16 protein-coding genes are annotated in these 18,661 nt (G+C 66.4%); 12 read left to right on the forward strand and 4 right to left on the reverse strand.

Translation table 11 applies throughout. The features are described 5' to 3' along the window. Window positions 1–46 precede the first annotated feature (46 nt). Both RH858_RS12405 and RH858_RS12410 read left to right on the forward strand, forming a co-directional pair. Window positions 47–1,930: an ATP-binding protein gene (locus RH858_RS12405; protein ID WP_310562038.1), complete on the forward strand. Its 1,884-nt coding sequence runs from the start codon at window positions 47–49 to the stop codon at window positions 1,928–1,930. Between the two features lie 96 nt (window positions 1,931–2,026). After that, window positions 2,027–2,455 carry a universal stress protein gene (locus RH858_RS12410; RefSeq protein WP_259536000.1) on the forward strand — a complete coding sequence of 143 codons (429 nt, stop codon included), beginning with the start codon at window positions 2,027–2,029 and terminating at the stop codon, window positions 2,453–2,455. 18 nt (window positions 2,456–2,473) lie between these two features. On the opposite strand, the gene RH858_RS12415 is transcribed toward RH858_RS12410, so the two are convergent. Next, window positions 2,474–3,574: a mechanosensitive ion channel family protein gene (locus RH858_RS12415; protein WP_310562039.1), complete on the reverse strand. Its 1,101-nt coding sequence runs from the start codon at window positions 3,572–3,574 to the stop codon at window positions 2,474–2,476. A 211-nt stretch (window positions 3,575–3,785) separates the two neighbouring features. Between RH858_RS12415 and RH858_RS12420 the strand changes: the two genes are divergently transcribed. After that, window positions 3,786–4,919: a hypothetical protein gene (locus RH858_RS12420; RefSeq protein ID WP_259536004.1), complete on the forward strand. Its 1,134-nt coding sequence runs from the start codon at window positions 3,786–3,788 to the stop codon at window positions 4,917–4,919. Window positions 4,920–4,942: 23 nt separating this feature from the next. Here the strand turns inward: RH858_RS12420 and RH858_RS12425 are convergent, their stop codons facing one another. After that, complete coding sequence (locus RH858_RS12425; RefSeq protein WP_259536006.1) at window positions 4,943–6,103, reverse strand: FAD-dependent oxidoreductase; 1,161 nt, start codon at window positions 6,101–6,103, stop codon at window positions 4,943–4,945. A gap of 109 nt (window positions 6,104–6,212) precedes the next feature. On the opposite strand from RH858_RS12425, the gene RH858_RS12430 reads away from it, so the two are divergent. Next, window positions 6,213–7,211 (forward strand): ornithine cyclodeaminase family protein, encoded by a 999-nt coding sequence (locus RH858_RS12430; RefSeq protein ID WP_259536008.1) that lies wholly within the window; start codon window positions 6,213–6,215, stop codon window positions 7,209–7,211. Between the two features lie 152 nt (window positions 7,212–7,363). Further along, window positions 7,364–7,873: a universal stress protein gene (locus tag RH858_RS12435; protein ID WP_259536010.1), complete on the forward strand. Its 510-nt coding sequence runs from the start codon at window positions 7,364–7,366 to the stop codon at window positions 7,871–7,873. Here RH858_RS12435 and RH858_RS12440 read toward each other — a convergent pair. Then, complete coding sequence (locus tag RH858_RS12440) at window positions 7,861–8,712, reverse strand: biotin--[acetyl-CoA-carboxylase] ligase (RefSeq protein ID WP_259536399.1); 852 nt, start codon at window positions 8,710–8,712, stop codon at window positions 7,861–7,863. The two genes, RH858_RS12435 and RH858_RS12440, sit on opposite strands and share 13 nt — an antisense overlap. A 155-nt stretch (window positions 8,713–8,867) precedes the next feature. On the opposite strand from RH858_RS12440, the gene RH858_RS12445 reads away from it, so the two are divergent. Next, window positions 8,868–10,064 (forward strand): HD domain-containing protein, encoded by a 1,197-nt coding sequence (locus RH858_RS12445; protein WP_259536013.1) that lies wholly within the window; start codon window positions 8,868–8,870, stop codon window positions 10,062–10,064. 11 nt (window positions 10,065–10,075) lie between these two features. On the opposite strand, the gene RH858_RS12450 is transcribed toward RH858_RS12445, so the two are convergent. After that, on the reverse strand, window positions 10,076–10,861 hold the full coding sequence (locus tag RH858_RS12450) for an N-acyl homoserine lactonase family protein (RefSeq protein WP_259536014.1): 786 nt from the start codon (window positions 10,859–10,861) through the stop codon (window positions 10,076–10,078). Between the two features lie 131 nt (window positions 10,862–10,992). Between RH858_RS12450 and RH858_RS12455 the strand changes: the two genes are divergently transcribed. The 6 genes from RH858_RS12455 to RH858_RS12480 all read left to right on the forward strand — a co-directional run bounded on the left by RH858_RS12455 (window position 10,993) and on the right by RH858_RS12480 (window position 18,660). Then, window positions 10,993–11,688 carry an SCO family protein gene (locus RH858_RS12455; RefSeq protein ID WP_259536016.1) on the forward strand — a complete coding sequence of 232 codons (696 nt, stop codon included), beginning with the start codon at window positions 10,993–10,995 and terminating at the stop codon, window positions 11,686–11,688. Further along, a complete protein-coding gene (locus tag RH858_RS12460) occupies window positions 11,685–12,221 on the forward strand; it encodes a TlpA disulfide reductase family protein (RefSeq protein ID WP_259536018.1) in 537 nt (178 codons plus the stop codon). The genes RH858_RS12455 and RH858_RS12460 overlap by 4 nt, the downstream gene beginning before the upstream one ends. After that, on the forward strand, window positions 12,218–12,880 hold the full coding sequence (locus tag RH858_RS12465) for a cytochrome c biogenesis protein CcdA (RefSeq protein ID WP_259536020.1): 663 nt from the start codon (window positions 12,218–12,220) through the stop codon (window positions 12,878–12,880). The genes RH858_RS12460 and RH858_RS12465 overlap by 4 nt, the downstream gene beginning before the upstream one ends. Further along, the gene (locus tag RH858_RS12470; RefSeq protein ID WP_259536022.1) at window positions 12,877–13,704 is read left to right on the forward strand and encodes a sulfite exporter TauE/SafE family protein; all 828 of its coding nucleotides are present in this window, start codon (window positions 12,877–12,879) and stop codon (window positions 13,702–13,704) included. The genes RH858_RS12465 and RH858_RS12470 overlap by 4 nt, the downstream gene beginning before the upstream one ends. Then, the gene (locus tag RH858_RS12475; RefSeq protein ID WP_310562040.1) at window positions 13,694–16,249 is read left to right on the forward strand and encodes a cation-translocating P-type ATPase; all 2,556 of its coding nucleotides are present in this window, start codon (window positions 13,694–13,696) and stop codon (window positions 16,247–16,249) included. Before RH858_RS12470 ends, RH858_RS12475 begins: the two co-directional genes overlap by 11 nt. Before the next feature lie 104 nt (window positions 16,250–16,353). After that, a complete protein-coding gene (locus RH858_RS12480; protein ID WP_310562041.1) occupies window positions 16,354–18,660 on the forward strand; it encodes a hydrogenase iron-sulfur subunit in 2,307 nt (768 codons plus the stop codon). Window position 18,661: the final 1 nt, after the last annotated feature.

Below are 18,661 nucleotides of genomic sequence, written 5' to 3' on the forward strand. Positions count from 1 at the left end.
GCCCTGCACCGCAGTACATAAGTCGACGGCTCCCGGCCCCAGTATCATGGGGCTGGAGGATTTCAGCGATTTCTCGACGGACGACGGCGGCGGATCCGATGGAGACGACTCCAGTGGGGATACCTCCGGCGGGCCGGACGCTCCGGCCGAGACACTCGAGGAGGAACCGGAGTCGACTGCAAGCAGCTTTCAGCGATACGCGATGGAGCCGGTCGGCGAGGACGCCGGCCTGGGGACGATATCCGTTTCTCAGGGGCTCCGGGTCGCCGAGGAGGGCGACGACACCACGCTGCGTGCGTTCATCACGACGGGCAACCGCGAGTCTGTCCGGATCGGGACGTACCTCCTGGTGCCGTATCCGGACGACGAGCGCCTGTTCTGTCGCATCACGGCCCTGGAGTACGCCCAGGAGTTCCAGTCGGACGACGCGACCGAAATCCACGCCAGACGGCAGATGCGCCGCAACGAGTTCGAAGAACGCGATTACAAGTTCACCGCGACGCTTGAACCGGTCGCCGTGCTCTTCGAGGACGACAGTTCGGCGGATGCCGACGGATCGGACGCCGACCGGACGGAACTGAAGCGACGCATGACGGACCGGGTTCCGAAACCGGGTGCGGTCGTCCGGGAAGCGACCGACGCGACCGACATCAAAACCGGACTCAACATCCCCGAGAAGGGCGTTTTCCTCGGTCATCTCTCGGTCGGTGGCGAGAAGATCCGGACCGCCGCGGAGCCGCCGACGGTCGATTACCGGATCGCCGACGACTACGCCGATGGCGATCCGCTGGTGTTTCGTCACACCCTCGTCGCCGGCGGCACCGGTTCCGGAAAAACGCACGCCTCGAAGAACGTCCTCCGGCAGTATCTCGCCGAAGACAGGCGGTACCCCATGGACGACGGTCGGCGGGTGGCTCCGGCGCTGGTGCAGTTCGACCCGCAAGACGAGTACGCCCAGATGCACGACGACAACCCCGAGATGGACGACGCGTTCCGGCGGCGACTCGACAGGGAGGGCGTCGCCTACGGCGGGTACGACGACACGGTCGCGTTGATCCCGACCGAGGCGGGCGTCGAGTATGGCGGCGGCTCTCACCGGGCCGAGCAGCTCCGGTTTACGGTCCCGTTTTCGATCGTCGACGAGTACGACATGCCGTGGCTGGTCGCGGGTGCGTCGCTCAACGACAACCAGTACGGGGCGCTCACCCATCTGCTCTCGCGGTTCTTCCGCCAGACCGGCGGCGAGGGAACCTATCGGGAGTTCTGTGCCTTCCTCGACGATCCCGCACTGAAGGAGGAACTCGACGAGTCCGGGCGAGTTCACGAGGCGACGTTCGATGCCGTAAAGCGTCGGGTTCACGGCGTTCCGTCGGGGGTGTTCGACGGCGACGCGGCGGCGATAACCGAACTCGATCACGAACTCGTCCGGCCCGGGGGGTTGTCGGTCGTCCCGACGTATCACCTCTCCTCGAGCCGGGCGAAGGAACTCGTCGTGCTCGCTGTCTCGACGATGCTCGTCGACGACAAGCTCTCGAACAGCCCGAACAGCGAGCGAATCAAGCGAACGCCGATGATCCTCGGGATGGACGAGGCTCACAACTTCCTCTCGGAGGCCGACAACGTCCAGGCCCGAAAGGTGGTCCAGAAGTTCACCGAGGCGGCAAAGCAGGGCCGAAAGGAGCGGCTCGGGCTGTTTCTCATCACACAGGATCCCCAGGACGTCGCCGAACCGGTGTTCAAACAGGTGAACACGAAGGTGGTGCTCAATCTCGGAGACGAGGACGCGATCCAGAGCGTGAACATTCCCGCGAACCTCCAACAGAAGGTACCCTACATGGAGAAAGGACAGATGGTCGTGTACTCGCCGGACAACTCGGATCCCGTCGAACTCATCGGACTGTCGACGTGTCTGACCCGCCACGGGGAGTGACAGGCCGCTCTCGTACTGCTGTCGATCGGCACGCTGCGTTGCCGGAGGGCCCGATAGCCCCACCCGTTTTTGTAGGAGGCCGGCGAACGTTCTACTATGGTAGAACACGTCGTGATCGGGGTCGACGAGTCCGCGAAATCGCGAGCCGCAGTCCAGTTCGTCGTCGACGAGTTCGACGACCTGAAGCTGACGCTCGTTCACGTGCTCAACCCCGGCGAGGCGGCAAGCGGCGGGAGCGTCGGCGGATTTCCGTCGGGCGCGGAAGACTGGTACGAGGACGCAAACGAGCGTGGACACCGATATCTCTCGGAGGCTGCAGAAACGATTCCCGACGGATTCGAGGTGGACAGCCGCGTCGAACTCGGCTCGCCGGCCGAACGGATCGTCGCCGTTGCAGAGGAGGAAGGGGCCGATCACATCGTCGTCGGGAGCCACGGCCGAAGTGGCGTCTCCCGGCTGTTGCTCGGTAGCGTCGCGGAACGCGTCGTGCGAACCTCGCCGGTTCCGGTAACGGTGATCAGGTAACCGGAAGTCGACGCCGACCTACGCTTCCTCGAGGGACGAATCGGTCGACGGGCTGCTTTCGTCGGGCTCCACGCGGGGCTCTCTGTGGCTCAGCTCCCGCTGTGGGTACGGAATCTCGATACCCTCCTCGGAGAACTGGTCACTGATCGCGGCGATCAGTTCGCCGCGGGCCCTGGTCAGCTCCCTGGGCGTGGGGTCTTCGACCCAGAGCCGAACGACCAACACGACCGCCGAGTCACCGAACCGATCGATCACGACCTCCGGCGACGAGCCCGGGAACCCCTCCTCTGCGGCGAGATCGGTTGCAACCGACTGTGTGACCTCCCGTGCGTGCTCTAGGTCTACGTCGTAGTCGACCCCGACCTCGACGGCCGTCCGGAGCCGGCCGTTCCGGGAGCGGTTGGCGACGATCTCGTTGCCGACGACGTCGTTCGGGACGACGACGTATTCGCCGTCGAATGCCTGGATGCGGGTGCTCATCATCGTGATGTCCGTGACGATCCCCTCGTCGCCGTCGACGGCGACCCAGTCGCCGACCTCGAACGGGCGGGAGAACATGAGCACGAAGCCGGCGAGCATGGACCCGATGGTCTTTCGTGCCGCGAGGCCGATCACGATCCCCAGGAACCCGGCGCCGACGAGCAGCCCGGCGATGTCGACGTTCCAGACGCCGAGGATGACGATGATTCCACCGCCCCACAGCGTGACCTGGGTCACCCGGAGGCTCACCTCGCGCTGGTGGCGGGTCAAGGCGTCGCTTTCGTCACCGAGGTCCTCGAGCAGCCGCCCGCCGATCCCGACGAACACCTGGATCGCGATCAGAACGATGATCGTGACGACTAGCTGCGGGGCACGTTCGTCGAGCCGGAGCACGCCGAACTGATCGAGCAGCGTCTCGGTCTGTCCCCAGATGTCCGCCATGGCAAGCGCCGTGACGATCACGATCCCGACGACCACCGCCGAACTCACCAGGTCGACGCCGACCGGGTTGAGACGGCGGACAGCTCGGCGTCGTACCCTGCGAACCAGATACGCGAACGCGATCCCCACCACCGGCACTATTGCGGTGGCGAGCAGCTTCAGTTCCCAGGACGGGAGGAGTTCTTGGAGTCCAAACATGACGCGTGCGCGACGTCCGTTCGCTGTCGTCGTTCGAAACTGCAGACGGGGGCCGTTCACCTGACGAACGGAGTGGATTCGGGAGTACTCCGCCATAAGTACACATGTATCCTCCGATATTCGCCGGACGGGGGAGATGTCGTCACCCAGCGTGAATTAGCCGTCGACGGATAACAGTAAGTTTGAGTAGTTGCCTCGGATTCTCCTGGGTATGGAGACGCACGGAACGACCGATCCCGACGAGGGGAATGGCGACTCCGGCGAACCGCTCGTCCGTCGGATCGCCGGACGGTTCGCCGGGAGCGGCCACGTTCCGACCTCGTTGCGGGCGGCACTGGATCACTACGCCGACACGGGCCGACCCGCAATCGGGTCCATTCGTGCCCATCGCCGGGCCGAAGATCGGGTCGACGCGATCGTCGACGAGGCGTTCGACGACGTCGAGTGCGCCATCGCGACGGAGTTCGATCGCCAGCCCGACGAGGTCGAGTTCGAATACGGCACAAAACTCACGATGCCGGTCGAACTGACGCTCGCGCACGTGTACGCCGACCGGGACGAACGTGGCGACGACACCGTCGAAACCGCAAAAGCGGTCACGGAACTCGTGGTCGTCGCGCTGCTCGACGGCGACGTTCGGGACGCCCTGAACGACGGCGAGTACGAGGATTTCCGAGTCAACTTCCCGCTCGACGGTGACGAGGATCGCCGCCGGCTCGCGGAGGTGGTCCAGGCGACGCTCCAGACCGACGTCGATACCCGGTTCGAGTCGTTCGACGAGGAGGTCCGGAATGCGTACGACCGCGCGGTCGCGTTCTCGGAAGCACACCAGGACAGGGACCCCCACTTTCGACAGCTTTTCGTGGACGCCAAATCGGGCGACGAGGAGGCGCTCGACTCGATCCGCGAGGAGTACAAACACGCAGGCTTCGAGGAGTCGCCCGAACTGCTCTCGGAGATACCGGGCGATCTGCCCTACTTCAAAACGCAGTACGGCCGTGTCGGCGTGATCTACGACGGGATGATCGACATGTACCGTGCCGCCGGGATTGACGTCGATCCAGCCTTCGAGCTGTCGATCGTGCTGTCGATCATCGGCGCACAGATCTGGCTCGACGACGTCGACGATTATCGACGGGATCTCGCTGACGACCAACTGACTCCCGTAACCGCGGAGTATTTGCTCGCCGAGTCGGACGCGCAAGCGTACGAACGGATCGTCTCGATCACGGAGGCGTATCTCGACGCTGCAAAACGTCGCGCTCTGGCGGCGGATTCGGACCTCGTCAGCATCGGTTCCCGATACATCTACTACTCCGGCAACCCCGACGTTTTGCCGCGGTGAGGGGGGTGTTTCTTCGCGTTCCGTCAGGCAACGTTCCGCTCGACGTGGGTCTGTCCGGATTCGAACCGGTCGCTCGACAGCCCGGAGACGTCGATCGTCGACGCCTCGCCGTCCGTGTAGAGTTCGGCGACGACCGTGCCGGTCGCCGGGGCGTGCTGGAATCCGTGACCCGAATACCCCGCGGCACTTATAAATCCAGGGACGGTTTCCTCGAGGATCGGGTGGTGGTCCGGGGTGACAGCGTACAGGCCGGCCCAGCCGCGCCTGATCCGGGTTTCGGGACCGAAATACGACGCGACGTCGGCGGCCCGTTCGATCGCCGTCGCGGCCCACTCGAGGTCCGTTTTCTCGTCGTAGCTGTCGGGATCTTGTTCCGGGTCCTCGCCCCCGAACTCGCCGCCGACGATCGCGGTTCCCTCCCGTTCGGGGCGGTAGTAGACGCCGACGTCGAGATCGATCGAAAGCGGGGCGTCCTCGGGGACGGGCGTCGTTGGATCCACCACGAGTGCCTGCCGCCGCCGCGGCGAGACCGGCAGGGTCACGTCGGCCATCGCTGCTACTTCACCCGCCCAGGGACCCGCCGCGTTCACCACGACGTCGGCGTCGACCTGCGTTCCGTCGGCGACTACGCCCGAGACAGACGCGTCTTCGCCGGTTCCGTCCCGGATCACGTCCGTCACCGGCGTGTGGGTGTGGATCGTCGCCCCCGCCTCGCGAGCGGCGGCGGCGTACCCCTGCAACGCGAGGTACGGATCCCCGAACCCGTCACAGCCGGCGTAGGTACCACCCTGGAAGGCTCCGGCGTGGAGCTCTGGATACCGATCCCGGAGCTGCTCGGGTTCGAGAAACTCCACTGGAATCCCCAGCTCCTGCTGCATTTCGACGTTTTCCCGGAAGGTCGATACCGTCTCCTCCTCGCGGGCCAAGAACAGATAGCCGACCTGTCGAAAGCCGATGTCGACGCCGAACTCCTCCTCGAACGACTCCCACACCGGAAGCGACGCCCGCGAGAGCTCCACGTTCACCCGCGTCGAGAACTGCGTCCGGACACCCCCCGCCGATCGGGCGGTGCTCCCTCTGCCGATCGATCCCGACTCGTACACGTCGACGTCGACGCCCCTGGAGGCGAGTTCGTATGCACATGCCGCCCCGACGATCCCGCACCCGACAACCACGGCAGTCATACACAAGCGTTCGTGCCGGCACGCAAAACCGTTGCGACGGCGGCGATGTCGACCGGACAGGACACAGCGGACGCAAACTCCTTGTCCTGGCGGGTTGTTGCTTTTTCCCATGCGCGTACTCTCCGACGACGATGTGAGCACGGTACTGGACCTTTCGGCGTTGGTTCCCGAAATCGAAACGGCGTTTCGAAAGGAGGCAGCCGGGGAGGTCGAACGTCCCGAACGTCCACACGTCCCGATCGGGGCGGGACTCGGCGGCGACCGTCGCACCGCGATGGACCCGCAGTCGATCGAGGAACCGCTCGGGACGGGGCTCGTGATGCCGGCGTACATTCACGCCTCGCCGTACTTCGTCGTCAAACTCGCGAACGTCCACCAGGGGAACGTCGAGCGTGGGTATCCGACTGTAAACGCCACGATCGCCCTCGTTGCCGCCGACACCGGCCTTCCGGTCGGTTACATGGCGGGGACCCGGATCACGAACGCGCGAACTGGCTGTATCGGCGGGCTCGCCGCACGGGAACTGGCCGTCGACGGTCCGATCGCGGTGGGCGTGATCGGCGCGGGCGCACAGGCCCGCTGGCAGGTACGTGCGGTCGCGGCCACGAGAGAGATCGAGAACGTGTTCGTCTACTCGCCCAGCGACTCTCGGGAGGTGTGTGCTGCCGATCTGCGGGACCAGGGCATCCCCGCCCGAGCGGTCGATTCGGCCGAGGAGGCAGTCGGCGCCGCCGACGTCGTCGTCACGGCGACGACCGCGACCCGGCCGGTCTTCGACGGCGGGTCGCTTTCTCCCGGAACGCTGGTCGTCGCAGTCGGTGCCTACGAAAGATCGATGCGCGAGCTCGACGACCGCACGATCGAGCGCGCGGGTCGGCTGTTCGCCGACGTGCCCGCCGAGGTTGCGGAAACGGGCGACTTTCCGCAACACGAACCTGCGGATCTAACGCCGTTTTCGGCGGTTCTCCTCGGAGAGTCTGGGAGAGCCGACGACGAGGAGATCATCGTACTGGGCTCGGTCGGCACCGCGGTTCTCGATGCAGCCGCGGCCGCGTTCGTCTACGATCGTGCAGTCGACGCCGACGTCGGCACTACGGTCGACCTGTGAGCGAGTCGGCGTCACTGCGGTCGGTCTCTCCTGCCGCCCAACGGGTCCGAACCGGTGTGGTCTGTCACAACGGGTCCCCTCAAGAACCGGCAATCCGTTCCGGGAGGAAAGATTAAGTCGTTCGACCCGAAGGTTGAGACGAGTTTACCCGGATGTACAGCTGTATCCTGATTCCGACGGACGGTTCGACGGAGGTGGAGCGCGCCGTCGAACACGCGCTCGATCTCGCCGAGGCCCACGGAGCGACAGTTCACGCGCTTTACGTCGTAAACACCGCGAGCTATGCGGGCCTCCCGATGGAAACCGCCTGGGAGGGGGTCGACGAACTGCTCCGCTCTGACGCCGAGGCAGCCGTCGAGACGGTTCGCGAGCGGGCCCAGGCTCGCTCGATCCCGGTCGAAACGTCGATCGTCGAGGGGACGCCGAGCCGATGTATCGTCCGCGAAGCCGAGGAACGTGGTTGTGACCTCATCGTGATGGGTACCCACGGACGCGGCGGGATCGATCGCCTGTTGCTCGGCTCCGTCGCCGAGAAGGTCGTTCGCGCCTCCGCGCTTCCGGTGTTGACAGTCAGCGTCGCTCCCCCAGAAGACGACGCTGTAGTCGAAAGCCAGCCGGCCGAGAGTCGGCCGTCCGACGTCGAAGCCGATCAGTCTTCCTGATCGTCGGTTTCGATCGTTTCCGCTTTCGAGTCCGTTTCCGTGGCAACTCGACGGAGATGAGAACACTCCCCGGCGTGTATCGTTCGGGGCCCCGTCGACGTTTCGACGACGAGCGCTCCCGGAGGTGTGACGTCGACGGCTTTCCCCTCGACTGTGCCGTCGGCCGTTTCGACGCGAACGCGTCGACCCAGCGTGATCGCCCGTTCTCGCCAGGCCGGAAGCACGGCGTCGGGATCGTTCGCGAGTTCGTAAAACCGGTCCAGGAGCTCTCGGATCGCCACGCGACGGTCGATGTCTGTCCCCCGTTCTCCGCTGAGACTGGTAGCCCCTGACGGAAGCGTTTCGGGATCGACGTTCGCGTTGATTCCGATCCCGACGACGAGCCACGAGAGCTGATCGTCTTCGGTTTCCGTTTCGGTCAGTATCCCCGCGAGTTTCCGGCCGCCACGACCCGTGATTTCGTTGTCTTTTTTCCCGTCACCGCCGGCGTCGACCTCGACGATCACGTCGTTGGGCCACTTGATCCCGGCGTCGACGCCGACAGCCTCGCAGGCGGAGACTGCCGCCACGGCAGCCGCCAGCGTAAAAAGGGGCGCGTCACCCGGGGATCGATCGGGGCACAGTAGAATCGACGCGTAGATCCCGCCGGGCGGCCCCGTCCATCCCCTGTCGCGTCTTCCCCGACCGTGTGTTTGTTCGTCGGCGATCACGGCGACGTCGGAATGCCCCTGTGCTGCGAGCCTCCGAGCACGCTCGTTCGTCGACGGGATCGACTCGTGAGTCTCGGTGACGTACGGCGCCTCGATCGATCCTTCGAGTGACGCCGCGAACGCCGCCACTCCGTCGTCGGATGCTGGATCCCCTTCCACGCCGTTCGGTGTGTTCCGATCAGTGATAAACCTGTGTCGGCTCGCCACCGCCGTGGACAACATCAGGTTTGCCGAGTCGTTGGCGATCAGAAAGCCCAAACCGCTCCCCCGCGCATCGGCGGACGATGACCCCGGTCAAGGACAGCGTCCACGACTACATTCCCCTGGATCCGGTCGCGGCGGAGTTGATCGACACGCCCGTCTTTCAGCGTCTCCGTCACATAAAACAGCTCTCGACGGTCCGGCTTGTGTATCCGTCGGCCAACCACACGCGGTTCGAACACTCCTTGGGCGTGTACCACCTCACGTCCCGCTCGCTCGAGACGCTCGACGTCGACGAGGATCGGGCCCGCCACGCTCGGGCTGCGGCGTTGTTGCACGACATCGGTCACGGTCCCTACGGCCACCAGACCGAGGAGCTGATACGGCGCCACACCGGGAAGGACCACGACGACGTCGAGTGGCTCGTCACCGACGCCGACCGGGAGGTGACGCAGGTGCTGGAAAAGCACGGGCTGGAACCCGAACGGATCGCCGGACTCGTCCGGGGAGATGGCCCACTCGGCGATCTCGTCTCGGGGGAACTCGACGCCGACCGGATGGATTACCTGGTCCGGGACGCCCACCACACCGGGGTCCCGTATGGGACGATCGATCACGGGAGACTCGTTCGAGAACTCACGCTTCGAGACGGTCGACTCGTCCTCGCGGAAGGCAACGTCCCGACCGCAGAGAGCCTCCTGCTCGCGCGGGGACTGATGAACGCGATCGTCTACCGCCACCACGTCTCACGGATCGCCGGCGCGATGCTGGAACGGGCGAGCGAGCGACTGCTGGACGCCGAGGAGGGATCCGCGGCGGACGTAGACGTCGAAACGTTCCGCCGAATGGCGGATCACGACCTCCTGGTCCGGCTCCGCGAGGGTGCGCCCGATCTCGCCCGCCGGCTCGAACGTCGAGAGCTGTTCAAACGTGCCGTCTGGGCCGAACGCTCCCGGGTTCCCGCCGGCACTGCCGACGTCGATCGGGTCGGTGAACGCGCCGCTGCACGGGAAATCGCCGACCAGGCGGGGATCGATCCCGGAGAGGTGATCGTCGACATCCCGTCCCGTCCGACGCTGAAGGAGTCGAACGCCACGGTCGTCGTCGATGGGACGCCACAGCGTCTCGAGGACGCAAGCGAACTCGTGACCGGGCTGCGCAGCGCACAGCAGGCGAACTGGCGGCTCGGCGTTTACTGTCCCGCACGCCACCGGGAGTCAGTCGCCGACGCCGCAGAACGGGTGCTCGACCTCCAGCCGGGACGTGCTGGAGCGACGTAGCCGACCGACCGCTACAGCTGTCCTTTCAACCGCTCGAACTGGTCGAGATCGTGGCCGTACAGGACGGTCGCGTCGGTGTGCCGCTCGCGCTCTTTTAGTTTCCGGCGGCTCCGGGCCCACGCGCGGGAGTCGTACACCAGGCTCGATCCCATCGAGCGTCCCTCCTCGTAGTTCTCCGCGAGGAACGCCTCGTCGCCCGCGATCAACAACGTCCCCTGCTCGCGGTCGATCTCCGCACCCAGCAACCCGGGCGTGTGACCCGGGAGATCGAGGAGGTCGATTCCCGGAAGCAGTTGACGCTCGCCGTGGACGACCTGCCAGTTCAGGTCGCGGTCGAAGTCGGCCGCGAGATACGCGTCTCCGCCAGCGTCAGTGTTTGCGCTGAGATAGGCGTGTTCGAGTTCGCGACGGTGGACGTACACTGGAACGTCGGTTCCTTCGAACCGATGGAGCCCGCCGGCGTGATCGAGGTGGAGGTGTGACTGGACGACGCAATCGACGTCGCCGACGCCGTATCCCGCTTCCGAAAGCGCCGTCTCGAGGTCGCGCTCCCGGGCGTCCACGTGGGCGAACGCCTCGAACAGCGGGGCCGGCCAGTGTCCGTCGCCGGCGTCGGGATGTGAGCCTGTATCCCAGAGGACCGTCGCCTCGGGATGGTCGATCAACAGGTTCCAGACGGCGAACTCGCCGTACTGTAGTTCCGGTGATTGGTCACTTTGAATGGCCGCCACCTCGGCGTCGAGCGCGAAGTTCAGATCGGCGTGAATGCGTCCCCTGTCGAGCAGGTGTAGCTCCATGCGAAGTTGTTGGGGTCGCACCGTCGTAGTTCCTGTGACGGGTTCAAGCCGTGGGGATCTGCAACGACACGATCCGCCGATTCGACGGTCGCACCACTTCCGTTTTCACGCTCCACTCCTGAAAGACGGTAATGAACCGACCGACGAGTCGACGCGGCTATCTTGCGACCGTGGGCGCGGTCGGCCTCGGAGGAGCACTGGCCGGCTGTCTCGGGGACGACGACACGGTCCTGGGCCCGCCCGAGGACCAGGACGCAGAAAGCGAGGCGCTCTCGTTTCCAGCATACGGGCAGCGACTCCCCGAAGCGACGCTGCCGTCCCCCTTGCACGATCGCGAGGTGACTACCACGGAATTCGAAGGCAACCGGGAGACGCTCGTGACGTTCGTGTTCACCCGGTGTTCGATGGTGTGTCCGGCGCTCACTGGCAACCTGGCGCAAGTGCAGGCCCACGCAGCGGAGGGTGGGTTCGAGGACGAAATCGCGCTGGTGCCGATCACGTTCGACCCCGTCTACGACACGCCCGAAGTGTTGCGGGAGTACTCGGAATACGTCGGCGCGGACCCGACGGCGGAAAACTGGCAGTTCCTCCGACCGGAATCCGAAGAGCGGGCACGGGAGGTCGTTGCAGAGAGGTTCGGAGTCGGATACGAGAAAACCGACGCGTACACACCGAACGAGGAGAGCGAGGAGATGGAGTTCGTCCACACGTCGGTCACGGTCCTCGCGAACCGCGACGGATACGTCGAGCGGGGCTACAACCCCGGGTCGCCGTCGCCCGCCCGGGTGATCGACGACCTCGATACAGTCAGGGAGGGATACCGGTGAACCGGCGGGAGACGATCGCCGGAATCGCGAGCCTCGGGGTGGTCGGCGCCGGGGGCGCGGTCGCGTTCCGATCGCGGCTCTTCGACGGGGCCAAACGCATCGATCCCGTGGAGATCGAGACGATCGACGCGCCGGGAAGCGAGGCCGGAACGTCACTGATTCCCGACGACGATCGGCCGACAGTCGTCGAGTTCTTCGCGACGTGGTGTACCGTCTGTGCCCGGATGATGCCCGCCATCGCCGCTGTGGAGGCGGATCTCGGCGACGACGTGTGGTTCGTCTCGGTGACGAACGAGCCGATCGGGCATACGGTCTCCCGCGAGAACGTCCGGGCGTGGTGGCGCGAACACGGCGGCGACTGGACAGTGGGCTACGATACGGATCTCGATCTGACGCGCGAACTGGACCTCTCGGACACGCCGACGACGATCCTCCTCGATCCGGACGGACGAGTGCTCGAGACGGACCGGGGATACAAGTCGGAGGCCGAACTCCGATCGCTCGTCGGGGAGACGTTCGGGGTCGATTCATGACCGGGCTCGCGGGCGCGCTCGGGGTTGCAGGCGTCGCGGGAGTCGCGACGTTTTTCTCGCCGTGTGCGTACGCGTTACTCCCCGGTTACGTCGGCTTTTACGTCTCGGCGACCGGCGACCGCGGCCCGACCCTCTCGGGGGCTGCCATCCGCGGGCTCGCGGCGGCCGCCGGTGCGGTCGGGGTGGTCCTCGGGTTAGGCGTTCTCGCGGCGGCGGCCGGAGACGTGGTTCGGAGTTCTCTGCCGTTCCTCGAGGTCGGCGTCGGGATCGCACTGATCGGATTCGGCCTGATCACCCTCCTTCGAGTCGGGCGTGGATGGCACGTTCGGCTCCCCGGACGACGGGCGTCGGTCCCGGGGTTCGCGCTGTTCGGCGGCCTTTATGCGGCCGCGGCCGCCGGCTGTGTCGCCCCCGTTTTCTTCGGGGTCGTCGTCCAGTCGCTGGCGTTTCCTGCGACGGGGACGATCGCCGTGTTCCTGACGTATGCGGTGAGCCTCGGACTGTTGCTCACCAGCGCGACCGTCGCGATCGCTGTCGGCTCGGGGTTCGGGTTCGAACGCCTCGGCGACAGACCCGAACTCCTCCAGCGGTTTGCCGGCGTCGTGCTCGTCGTCGCCGGCGTCGGACAGCTGTACGTCGCATACGGGGGTAGCTTATGAACGCCGGCGCGTGGACGCTTTTGCAGTTCGACGGCCTCGACCGGCTCGCCGACGCCGCCGGCGGGGAACTGGTGCTGTTTTTCCTGATCGGTCTGCTCGGTGGCGCACACTGTATCGGTATGTGCGGCCCGCTGGTGACGATCTACGCCGGGCGCATGGACGAGCGAATCTCCGAACCGGGCGAACGACTGACGGTTTTCGAGGTTCGTCAACACGGGCTGTTCAACCTCGGCCGGGCGGCCAGCTACACCGCAATCGGCGCCGCCTTCGGCGCGCTCGGCGGGCTGTTTTACCTCACGACGGGGACGCTCACCGGGATCACCGACGCGATCCGAGGTTCGGTCGGAATCGTCGTCGGACTCGTCGTCATCGCCATCGGTGTCTACTACCTCGTCGGCCGCGCGGCACCCGGCCTCCATCTCGGAATCGGCGGAAACCGCCTGGTCGCCGCGCTCACGACCCGGCTCGACCGGCTCGCATCCGGACCGGGGATCGTCGGGCTGGGGAGCCTCCACGGGCTACTCCCGTGTCCGATCCTCTATCCGGCGTACCTGTATGCGTTCGCCGCGGGGTCGGCGACGTCCGGTGGACTCGCGCTGGCGGCGCTCGGCCTCGGGACGATCCCGGCTGTGTTCCTCTACGGGACGCTCATCGAGGCTGTCGGCCCGACCCGCCGGCGACAGCTCCACCGAGTTCTGGGCGCGGCGTTTATCCTTCTCGGGTACATTCCACTCCAGCACGGACTGATGCTGTACGGAATCCACCTTCCGCACCCGGAGATTCCGTTCTATCAGCCGCTGGAGACGCCCGGACATGGTCACTGACCGCAGGAACCGAGCATCCACCCCCGAGGACGGCTGCAGGCTCTGTGGACTTCCGACAGCGACGCCGCCGATCCGAAACGACGACGGGGAGACGTTCTGCTGTCGCGGCTGTCTCGACGTGTCCGACGCGCTCGCCGACGTCGACGGAGTGGACGCCGAAGAGGTCCGCAGGCGCCGGGAGGTTGCCGTCGACGATTCCGAACGAAGCGTCGGGGATTCGGACTCCGAGTCGGTCCCCGACGGCTACGAACGGAGCTTCTTCCGTGTCGACGGGATGCACTGTGTCACCTGCGAGTCGTTCGTCGAATCCGTCGCCTGCGGAACCGACGGGGTCGAAAACGCCCGGGCGAGCTACGTCACCGATACGGTCCGCATCGACCACGATCCCGACGCCGTCGACGACGAGGAACTCACAGAGCGACTGACGGGGCTCGGCTACCGGGCGAACGCACGCGACGACGAGTTCGCGCGACGACAGGCCGAAAACACCGCATTCGTCCGCCTCGCGGTCGGCGTCCTGTTCGGGATGATGGTGATGTTCCAGTACGTCGTTCTCATCTATCCCACGTACTTCGACGGCCTGTTTTACGACGAGCGGACGGCCGAGTTCCTCGCGGAGTCGATGGCCGCAACCGGGGGTCGCTACCTCTTCGTCGTGATCGCGGTACTCACGACGATCGTGCTCGTCGTCGCCGGCAAACCCCTGTTGCGTGGCGCGTACGTCGCGATCCGGACCCGATCGCCGAACATGGATCTGCTGGTCTCGATCGCGGCGGTGAGCGCGTACCTCTACAGTCATCTCGTCGTCGCGACCGGTGGCACCCACGTCTACTACGACGTGACGGTAGCGATCGTCGTCGTCGTGACGGTGGGTCGCCACTACGAATCGACAGCGAAATCCCGCGCGACGGAACTGCTCTCGGAGCTGTCGACGGTGCGGGTCCGCGAGGCGCGACTGCTGCCCGATCCCGGGGACGGGAAAACGGACGGCGGCGATCCCGTCTCCGGCGATCCCATCTCCGGTGATCCCGTTCCTGGAGAAGTCGCAGACGGCGAAACCGTCCCGGTCGAGGACCTCGTCGGCGGGGAACGCGTGCTCGTCCGGACGGGGGAGCGCGTTCCGGTCGACGGCACCGTCCTGGAGGGAACGGCGGCTGTCGACGAGGCAGTGATCACCGGGGAGTCGCTGCCAGCCACACGGGAACCCGGGGACGCGGTCGTCGGCGGCTCCGTCGTCCGCGACGGCGCGCTGGTGGTGGAGGTCGCGCCGGGCGGCGAAAGCGGCATCGACCGACTCTCGACGATGGTGTGGGATCTCCAGAGCTCCAACCGGGGGATTCAGAAGCTGGCGGACAGGCTCGCCACGATATTCGTCCCCGTGGTTCTCGTGCTCGCGGCGGTCGTCTCCACGGCGTATCTCGTCACTGGTTCGGGCGTCACCGCGGCGCTTCTGGTCGGGCTGACCGTGCTCATCGTCTCGTGTCCGTGTGCGCTCGGGCTCGCGACCCCGCTCGCGACCGCCGCCGGGGTCAGGGAGGCGCTCGAACGGCGTCTCGTGATCTTCGATGAAACCGTCTTCGAGCGGATCCACGGCGCCGACACCGTCGTCTTCGACAAGACCGGGACCCTCACGACCGGCGAGATGAGCGTCCTCGATTCGACGGGACCGGCGGAGGCGTTCGCGGCCGCAGCCGCGCTGGAGCGCCGATCCGGCCACCCTGTCGCGGAAGCGATCGTGGAGGCGTTCGGCCACTACGACGGTTCCTCGGCCGACGTCGCCTTCGATGGCGGAGCGACTGCCTCGGTGACGCCCGCCGTCGACGACTACCGATCACACGACGACGGCGTTTCCGGCGTCGTCGACGGCAGGGAGGTGGCCGTCGGCCATCCGGCCCTGTTCGAGCGGCGAGGGTGGACGATCCCGGTGGAAGTCGATTCGGCGGCAGAGACGGCCAGCGAGGCCGGACGCGTTCCGGTACTCGTCGGACGTGACGGCGCTGTCGAGGGCGTGGCGACTGTCGGCGACGAGTTCAGGCCCGGCTGGGAGGCAGCGATCGACCGGTTCGCCGAGCGGGGCGTCGAGGTGGTGGTCCTGACCGGCGACGACTCCGCGGCTTCCGAGACGCTCTCGAACCATCCGGGGATCGACCGGGTTTTCGCCGGCGTCCCACCGGAGGGAAAAGCCGAGACGGTGTCCCGCCTCGGGCAGCGGGGCCGAACGGTCATGGTCGGCGACGGCACCAACGACGCGCCGGCGCTTGCAAGCGCCGATCTCGGGATCGCCATGGGCGGTGGCACCGCAATGGCCGCCGACGCCGCCGACGTCGCCGTGCTCGAGGACGACCTCGAGAGCGTCGAAACCGTCTTCGAACTGGCGCGGGCGACCGACCGGCGGGTGAAAGGGAACGTCGGCTGGGCGTTCTGTTACAACGCGATCGCGATCCCGCTTGCGATCACCGGCCTGCTGAACCCGCTTTTCGCCGCAGTCGCCATGGCGACGAGCAGCCTGCTCGTCGTGACCAACTCCTCGCGGGACCTCCTTTGAAGGCGGGGGAGTCAAAGGTTCGGACCACTCGTCGGTGACCGACCGGTCTCAAAACCTGGGTATCCGCCGAACACATTTTTGTGTGTACCAGCTATTTCTAGCGGATGACCACTGGAGCCTTCGTCTGTTCGTGTGTCGACACGTGCGAGCTGGATCTCGAGGCGGTGCGAAACGGGATCGACGGGGCCGACGTGATCGCGAGCTCCTCGCACCTCTGTGGCGAGGAGGGGCTGCCGGCGATGCGTAATGTCCTCGCGGAACACGAACTCGACGAGGTCGTGATTACCTGTCCCGAGCCGCAGGTCCGAGCCGGATTCCGCGACCTCGCAGCGGGAGTCGGGATCGACGGGGAGACAGTCACGTTCGTCGATCAGCGCGAGGGCGCCGGGTGGATCCACGAGGAGGCGGTCGCAAGCGACAAGACGGCACGTCTGATCTCCGCCGCCGTGGCCGGCCGCGAGGTCGATTCGGCCGAAGATCGTGGCGGGACACTCGAACGCGATGCCGGTTCCCGCGTCGCCGTGATCGGAGACCCGGAGGCGGCAGCCGCGCTCCCGGAAGCGGCCGAGGTCACCCTGTTTGCGGACGGCAGCGAACTCGCGTCGTGGACCGACGATCTCGAGAACGTCCTCGTCGAACGCGGTCGTCTGGTGGAGATCGACGGCCGGTTCGGCGACTTCACGGTGACCGTCGAGTCGCGCGTCTCCGACGACTGCGTCTCCTGTATGGAGTGTGTCCGACAGGGCCCCGACGGCGCGATCACCCGGTACCCGGTCGACGTCGCCCACGACGCGCCGGACGGCGAGTGGACCGACTGCTGTCCGACCGATGCCATCGAGATGGACGGGATCCGTCGATCGGTGGAGTTCGACCAGATCGTGTATCCGGCGGGGGATCCGAGGACACAGGGACGGGAGGTCGGCTACCACACCGGGGCGGTCGACGCCGGGACCGCCCTCGCGGTGGAGTCGCTGCTGGGCGGCATCGAAAAGCCCGCGCATCTCGATCTGGAGATGGACGCCTGCGTGGCGGGCGACTCGGGACAGCCCGGCTGTAACGACTGCGTGGACGCGTGTCCGCACGGTGCGGTCGAACGCGCCGCCGTCGATGCCGTCGAGTTCTACCCGGAGGCGTGTCTGAACTGCGGTGCGTGTACGAGCGCCTGTCCGACCGGGGCGGTTCGGCTCCGAACCCCGTCGAACGAACGGATCGCACGGCAGGTCGAAGCGCTGGTCTCGCCCACCGACGGCGGATCCGGGGGGCCGGGCGAGTGGCTGTTCGGCGGCGACGACGAGGGGATCGAGACTCCCGTGGTCGCGTTCGTCTGTTCGGAACGTGCCGCCGGGACGATCAGGGAGTACGGACAACTGCAGGCGGCCGGAGAAACCGAAATCGACTATCCACCGTTGCTCCCGGTGTCGATCGACTGTACGGACACGGTCGGGGAAGCTCACCTGCTACACGCGCTCGCAGCAGGTGCCGACGGGGTCGCGGTGCTGGGCTGTGGGGACGACTGCAGTCACTCGGGGCCGAACCCGACCGCCGAACTCGTAACGCGGTGTAACAGGGCAGCCGCCGATCTGGGTCTCGGAGAGCGGTTCGCGTTCCTCTCGCCGTCGCCGGGAGCCACGGCCGAGTCCGTCGACTCGGCCACGGAATTCGCCGAGTCAGTCCGGGAGTTCGCCGAGTCACTCCGGGAGTTCGTCGACGGTCTGGATCCCTCGCCGGTTCCGGCGGGCGAACACGCTGCCACCGGACGGCTCGACGCCGTCGGCGGAAACGCGGGAATCGATCCCCTGCCTGGCAGGGCGGACGACCGATACGACGGATCGACGCCGTCGTTCGCCAGCCACGCGTGGGCGCTCGAGTCTGTTCGGGCGATCACCGGTCATGCAGATCCGGAGCGCGATCTCGTTCGGGGACTGAAAGACTTCGGTTACATGGAAGTTTCGGAGGGCTGTACGCTGACGCCGACGTGTGCGACCCTTTGTCCCACCGACGCGATCCGCCGGGCCATCGAGGAGGGACGCCTCGAGTTCAACCACGAACTGTGCGTGAACTGCGGGATCTGTGCGGAGGGCTGTATCGAGGACGTCCTGGAGATGCACGACGGCCTCGACCTCTCGTTACTGCCGGAAGCGAGAGGTGGTGAACCGTGGGTGACGGTGTACGAGGGCGAGGTGATGAAATGTGCCGGCTGTGGGGAGCCGTTCGCCTCGACGGCGTCGGCCGACGTACTGCGCGAAAAGGTGGGGGATCTCGTCGGCGATCTCGGACCGGGCGAGGCGGAGCTATTCGAGTACTGTCGCGACTGTCGGACGAGCCTGATGGCGATGCCGAGCGATCCCGCTCCTCCGGAGGAGAACGAGCGGGACGAGAGGGACGAGCGGAACGAGAAGAACGAAGAGTAGT

The sequence above is a fragment of the Halalkaliarchaeum sp. AArc-GB genome (genome assembly GCF_031432225.1).
GTDB lineage: Archaea > Halobacteriota > Halobacteria > Halobacteriales > Haloferacaceae > Halalkaliarchaeum.

What these genes read in the sequence shown, in the direction of transcription:
- RH858_RS12465 (WP_259536020.1), top strand. Translation starts at nt 12,218, where the DNA reads ATGACCGGGCTCGCGGGCGCGCTCGGGGTTGCAGGCGTCGCGGGAGTC.
- RH858_RS12445 (WP_259536013.1), top strand. Translation starts at nt 8,868, where the DNA reads ATGACCCCGGTCAAGGACAGCGTCCACGACTACATTCCCCTGGATCCG.
- RH858_RS12405 (WP_310562038.1), top strand. Translation starts at nt 47, where the DNA reads ATGGGGCTGGAGGATTTCAGCGATTTCTCGACGGACGACGGCGGCGGA.
- RH858_RS12410 (WP_259536000.1), top strand. Translation starts at nt 2,027, where the DNA reads ATGGTAGAACACGTCGTGATCGGGGTCGACGAGTCCGCGAAATCGCGA.
- RH858_RS12420 (WP_259536004.1), top strand. Translation starts at nt 3,786, where the DNA reads ATGGAGACGCACGGAACGACCGATCCCGACGAGGGGAATGGCGACTCC.
- RH858_RS12435 (WP_259536010.1), top strand. Translation starts at nt 7,364, where the DNA reads ATGTACAGCTGTATCCTGATTCCGACGGACGGTTCGACGGAGGTGGAG.
- RH858_RS12480 (WP_310562041.1), top strand. Translation starts at nt 16,354, where the DNA reads ATGACCACTGGAGCCTTCGTCTGTTCGTGTGTCGACACGTGCGAGCTG.
- RH858_RS12455 (WP_259536016.1), top strand. Translation starts at nt 10,993, where the DNA reads ATGAACCGACCGACGAGTCGACGCGGCTATCTTGCGACCGTGGGCGCG.
- RH858_RS12415 (WP_310562039.1), bottom strand. Translation starts at nt 3,574, where the DNA reads ATGTTTGGACTCCAAGAACTCCTCCCGTCCTGGGAACTGAAGCTGCTC.
- RH858_RS12425 (WP_259536006.1), bottom strand. Translation starts at nt 6,103, where the DNA reads ATGACTGCCGTGGTTGTCGGGTGCGGGATCGTCGGGGCGGCATGTGCA.
- RH858_RS12450 (WP_259536014.1), bottom strand. Translation starts at nt 10,861, where the DNA reads ATGGAGCTACACCTGCTCGACAGGGGACGCATTCACGCCGATCTGAAC.
- RH858_RS12475 (WP_310562040.1), top strand. Translation starts at nt 13,694, where the DNA reads ATGGTCACTGACCGCAGGAACCGAGCATCCACCCCCGAGGACGGCTGC.
- RH858_RS12430 (WP_259536008.1), top strand. Translation starts at nt 6,213, where the DNA reads ATGCGCGTACTCTCCGACGACGATGTGAGCACGGTACTGGACCTTTCG.
- RH858_RS12470 (WP_259536022.1), top strand. Translation starts at nt 12,877, where the DNA reads ATGAACGCCGGCGCGTGGACGCTTTTGCAGTTCGACGGCCTCGACCGG.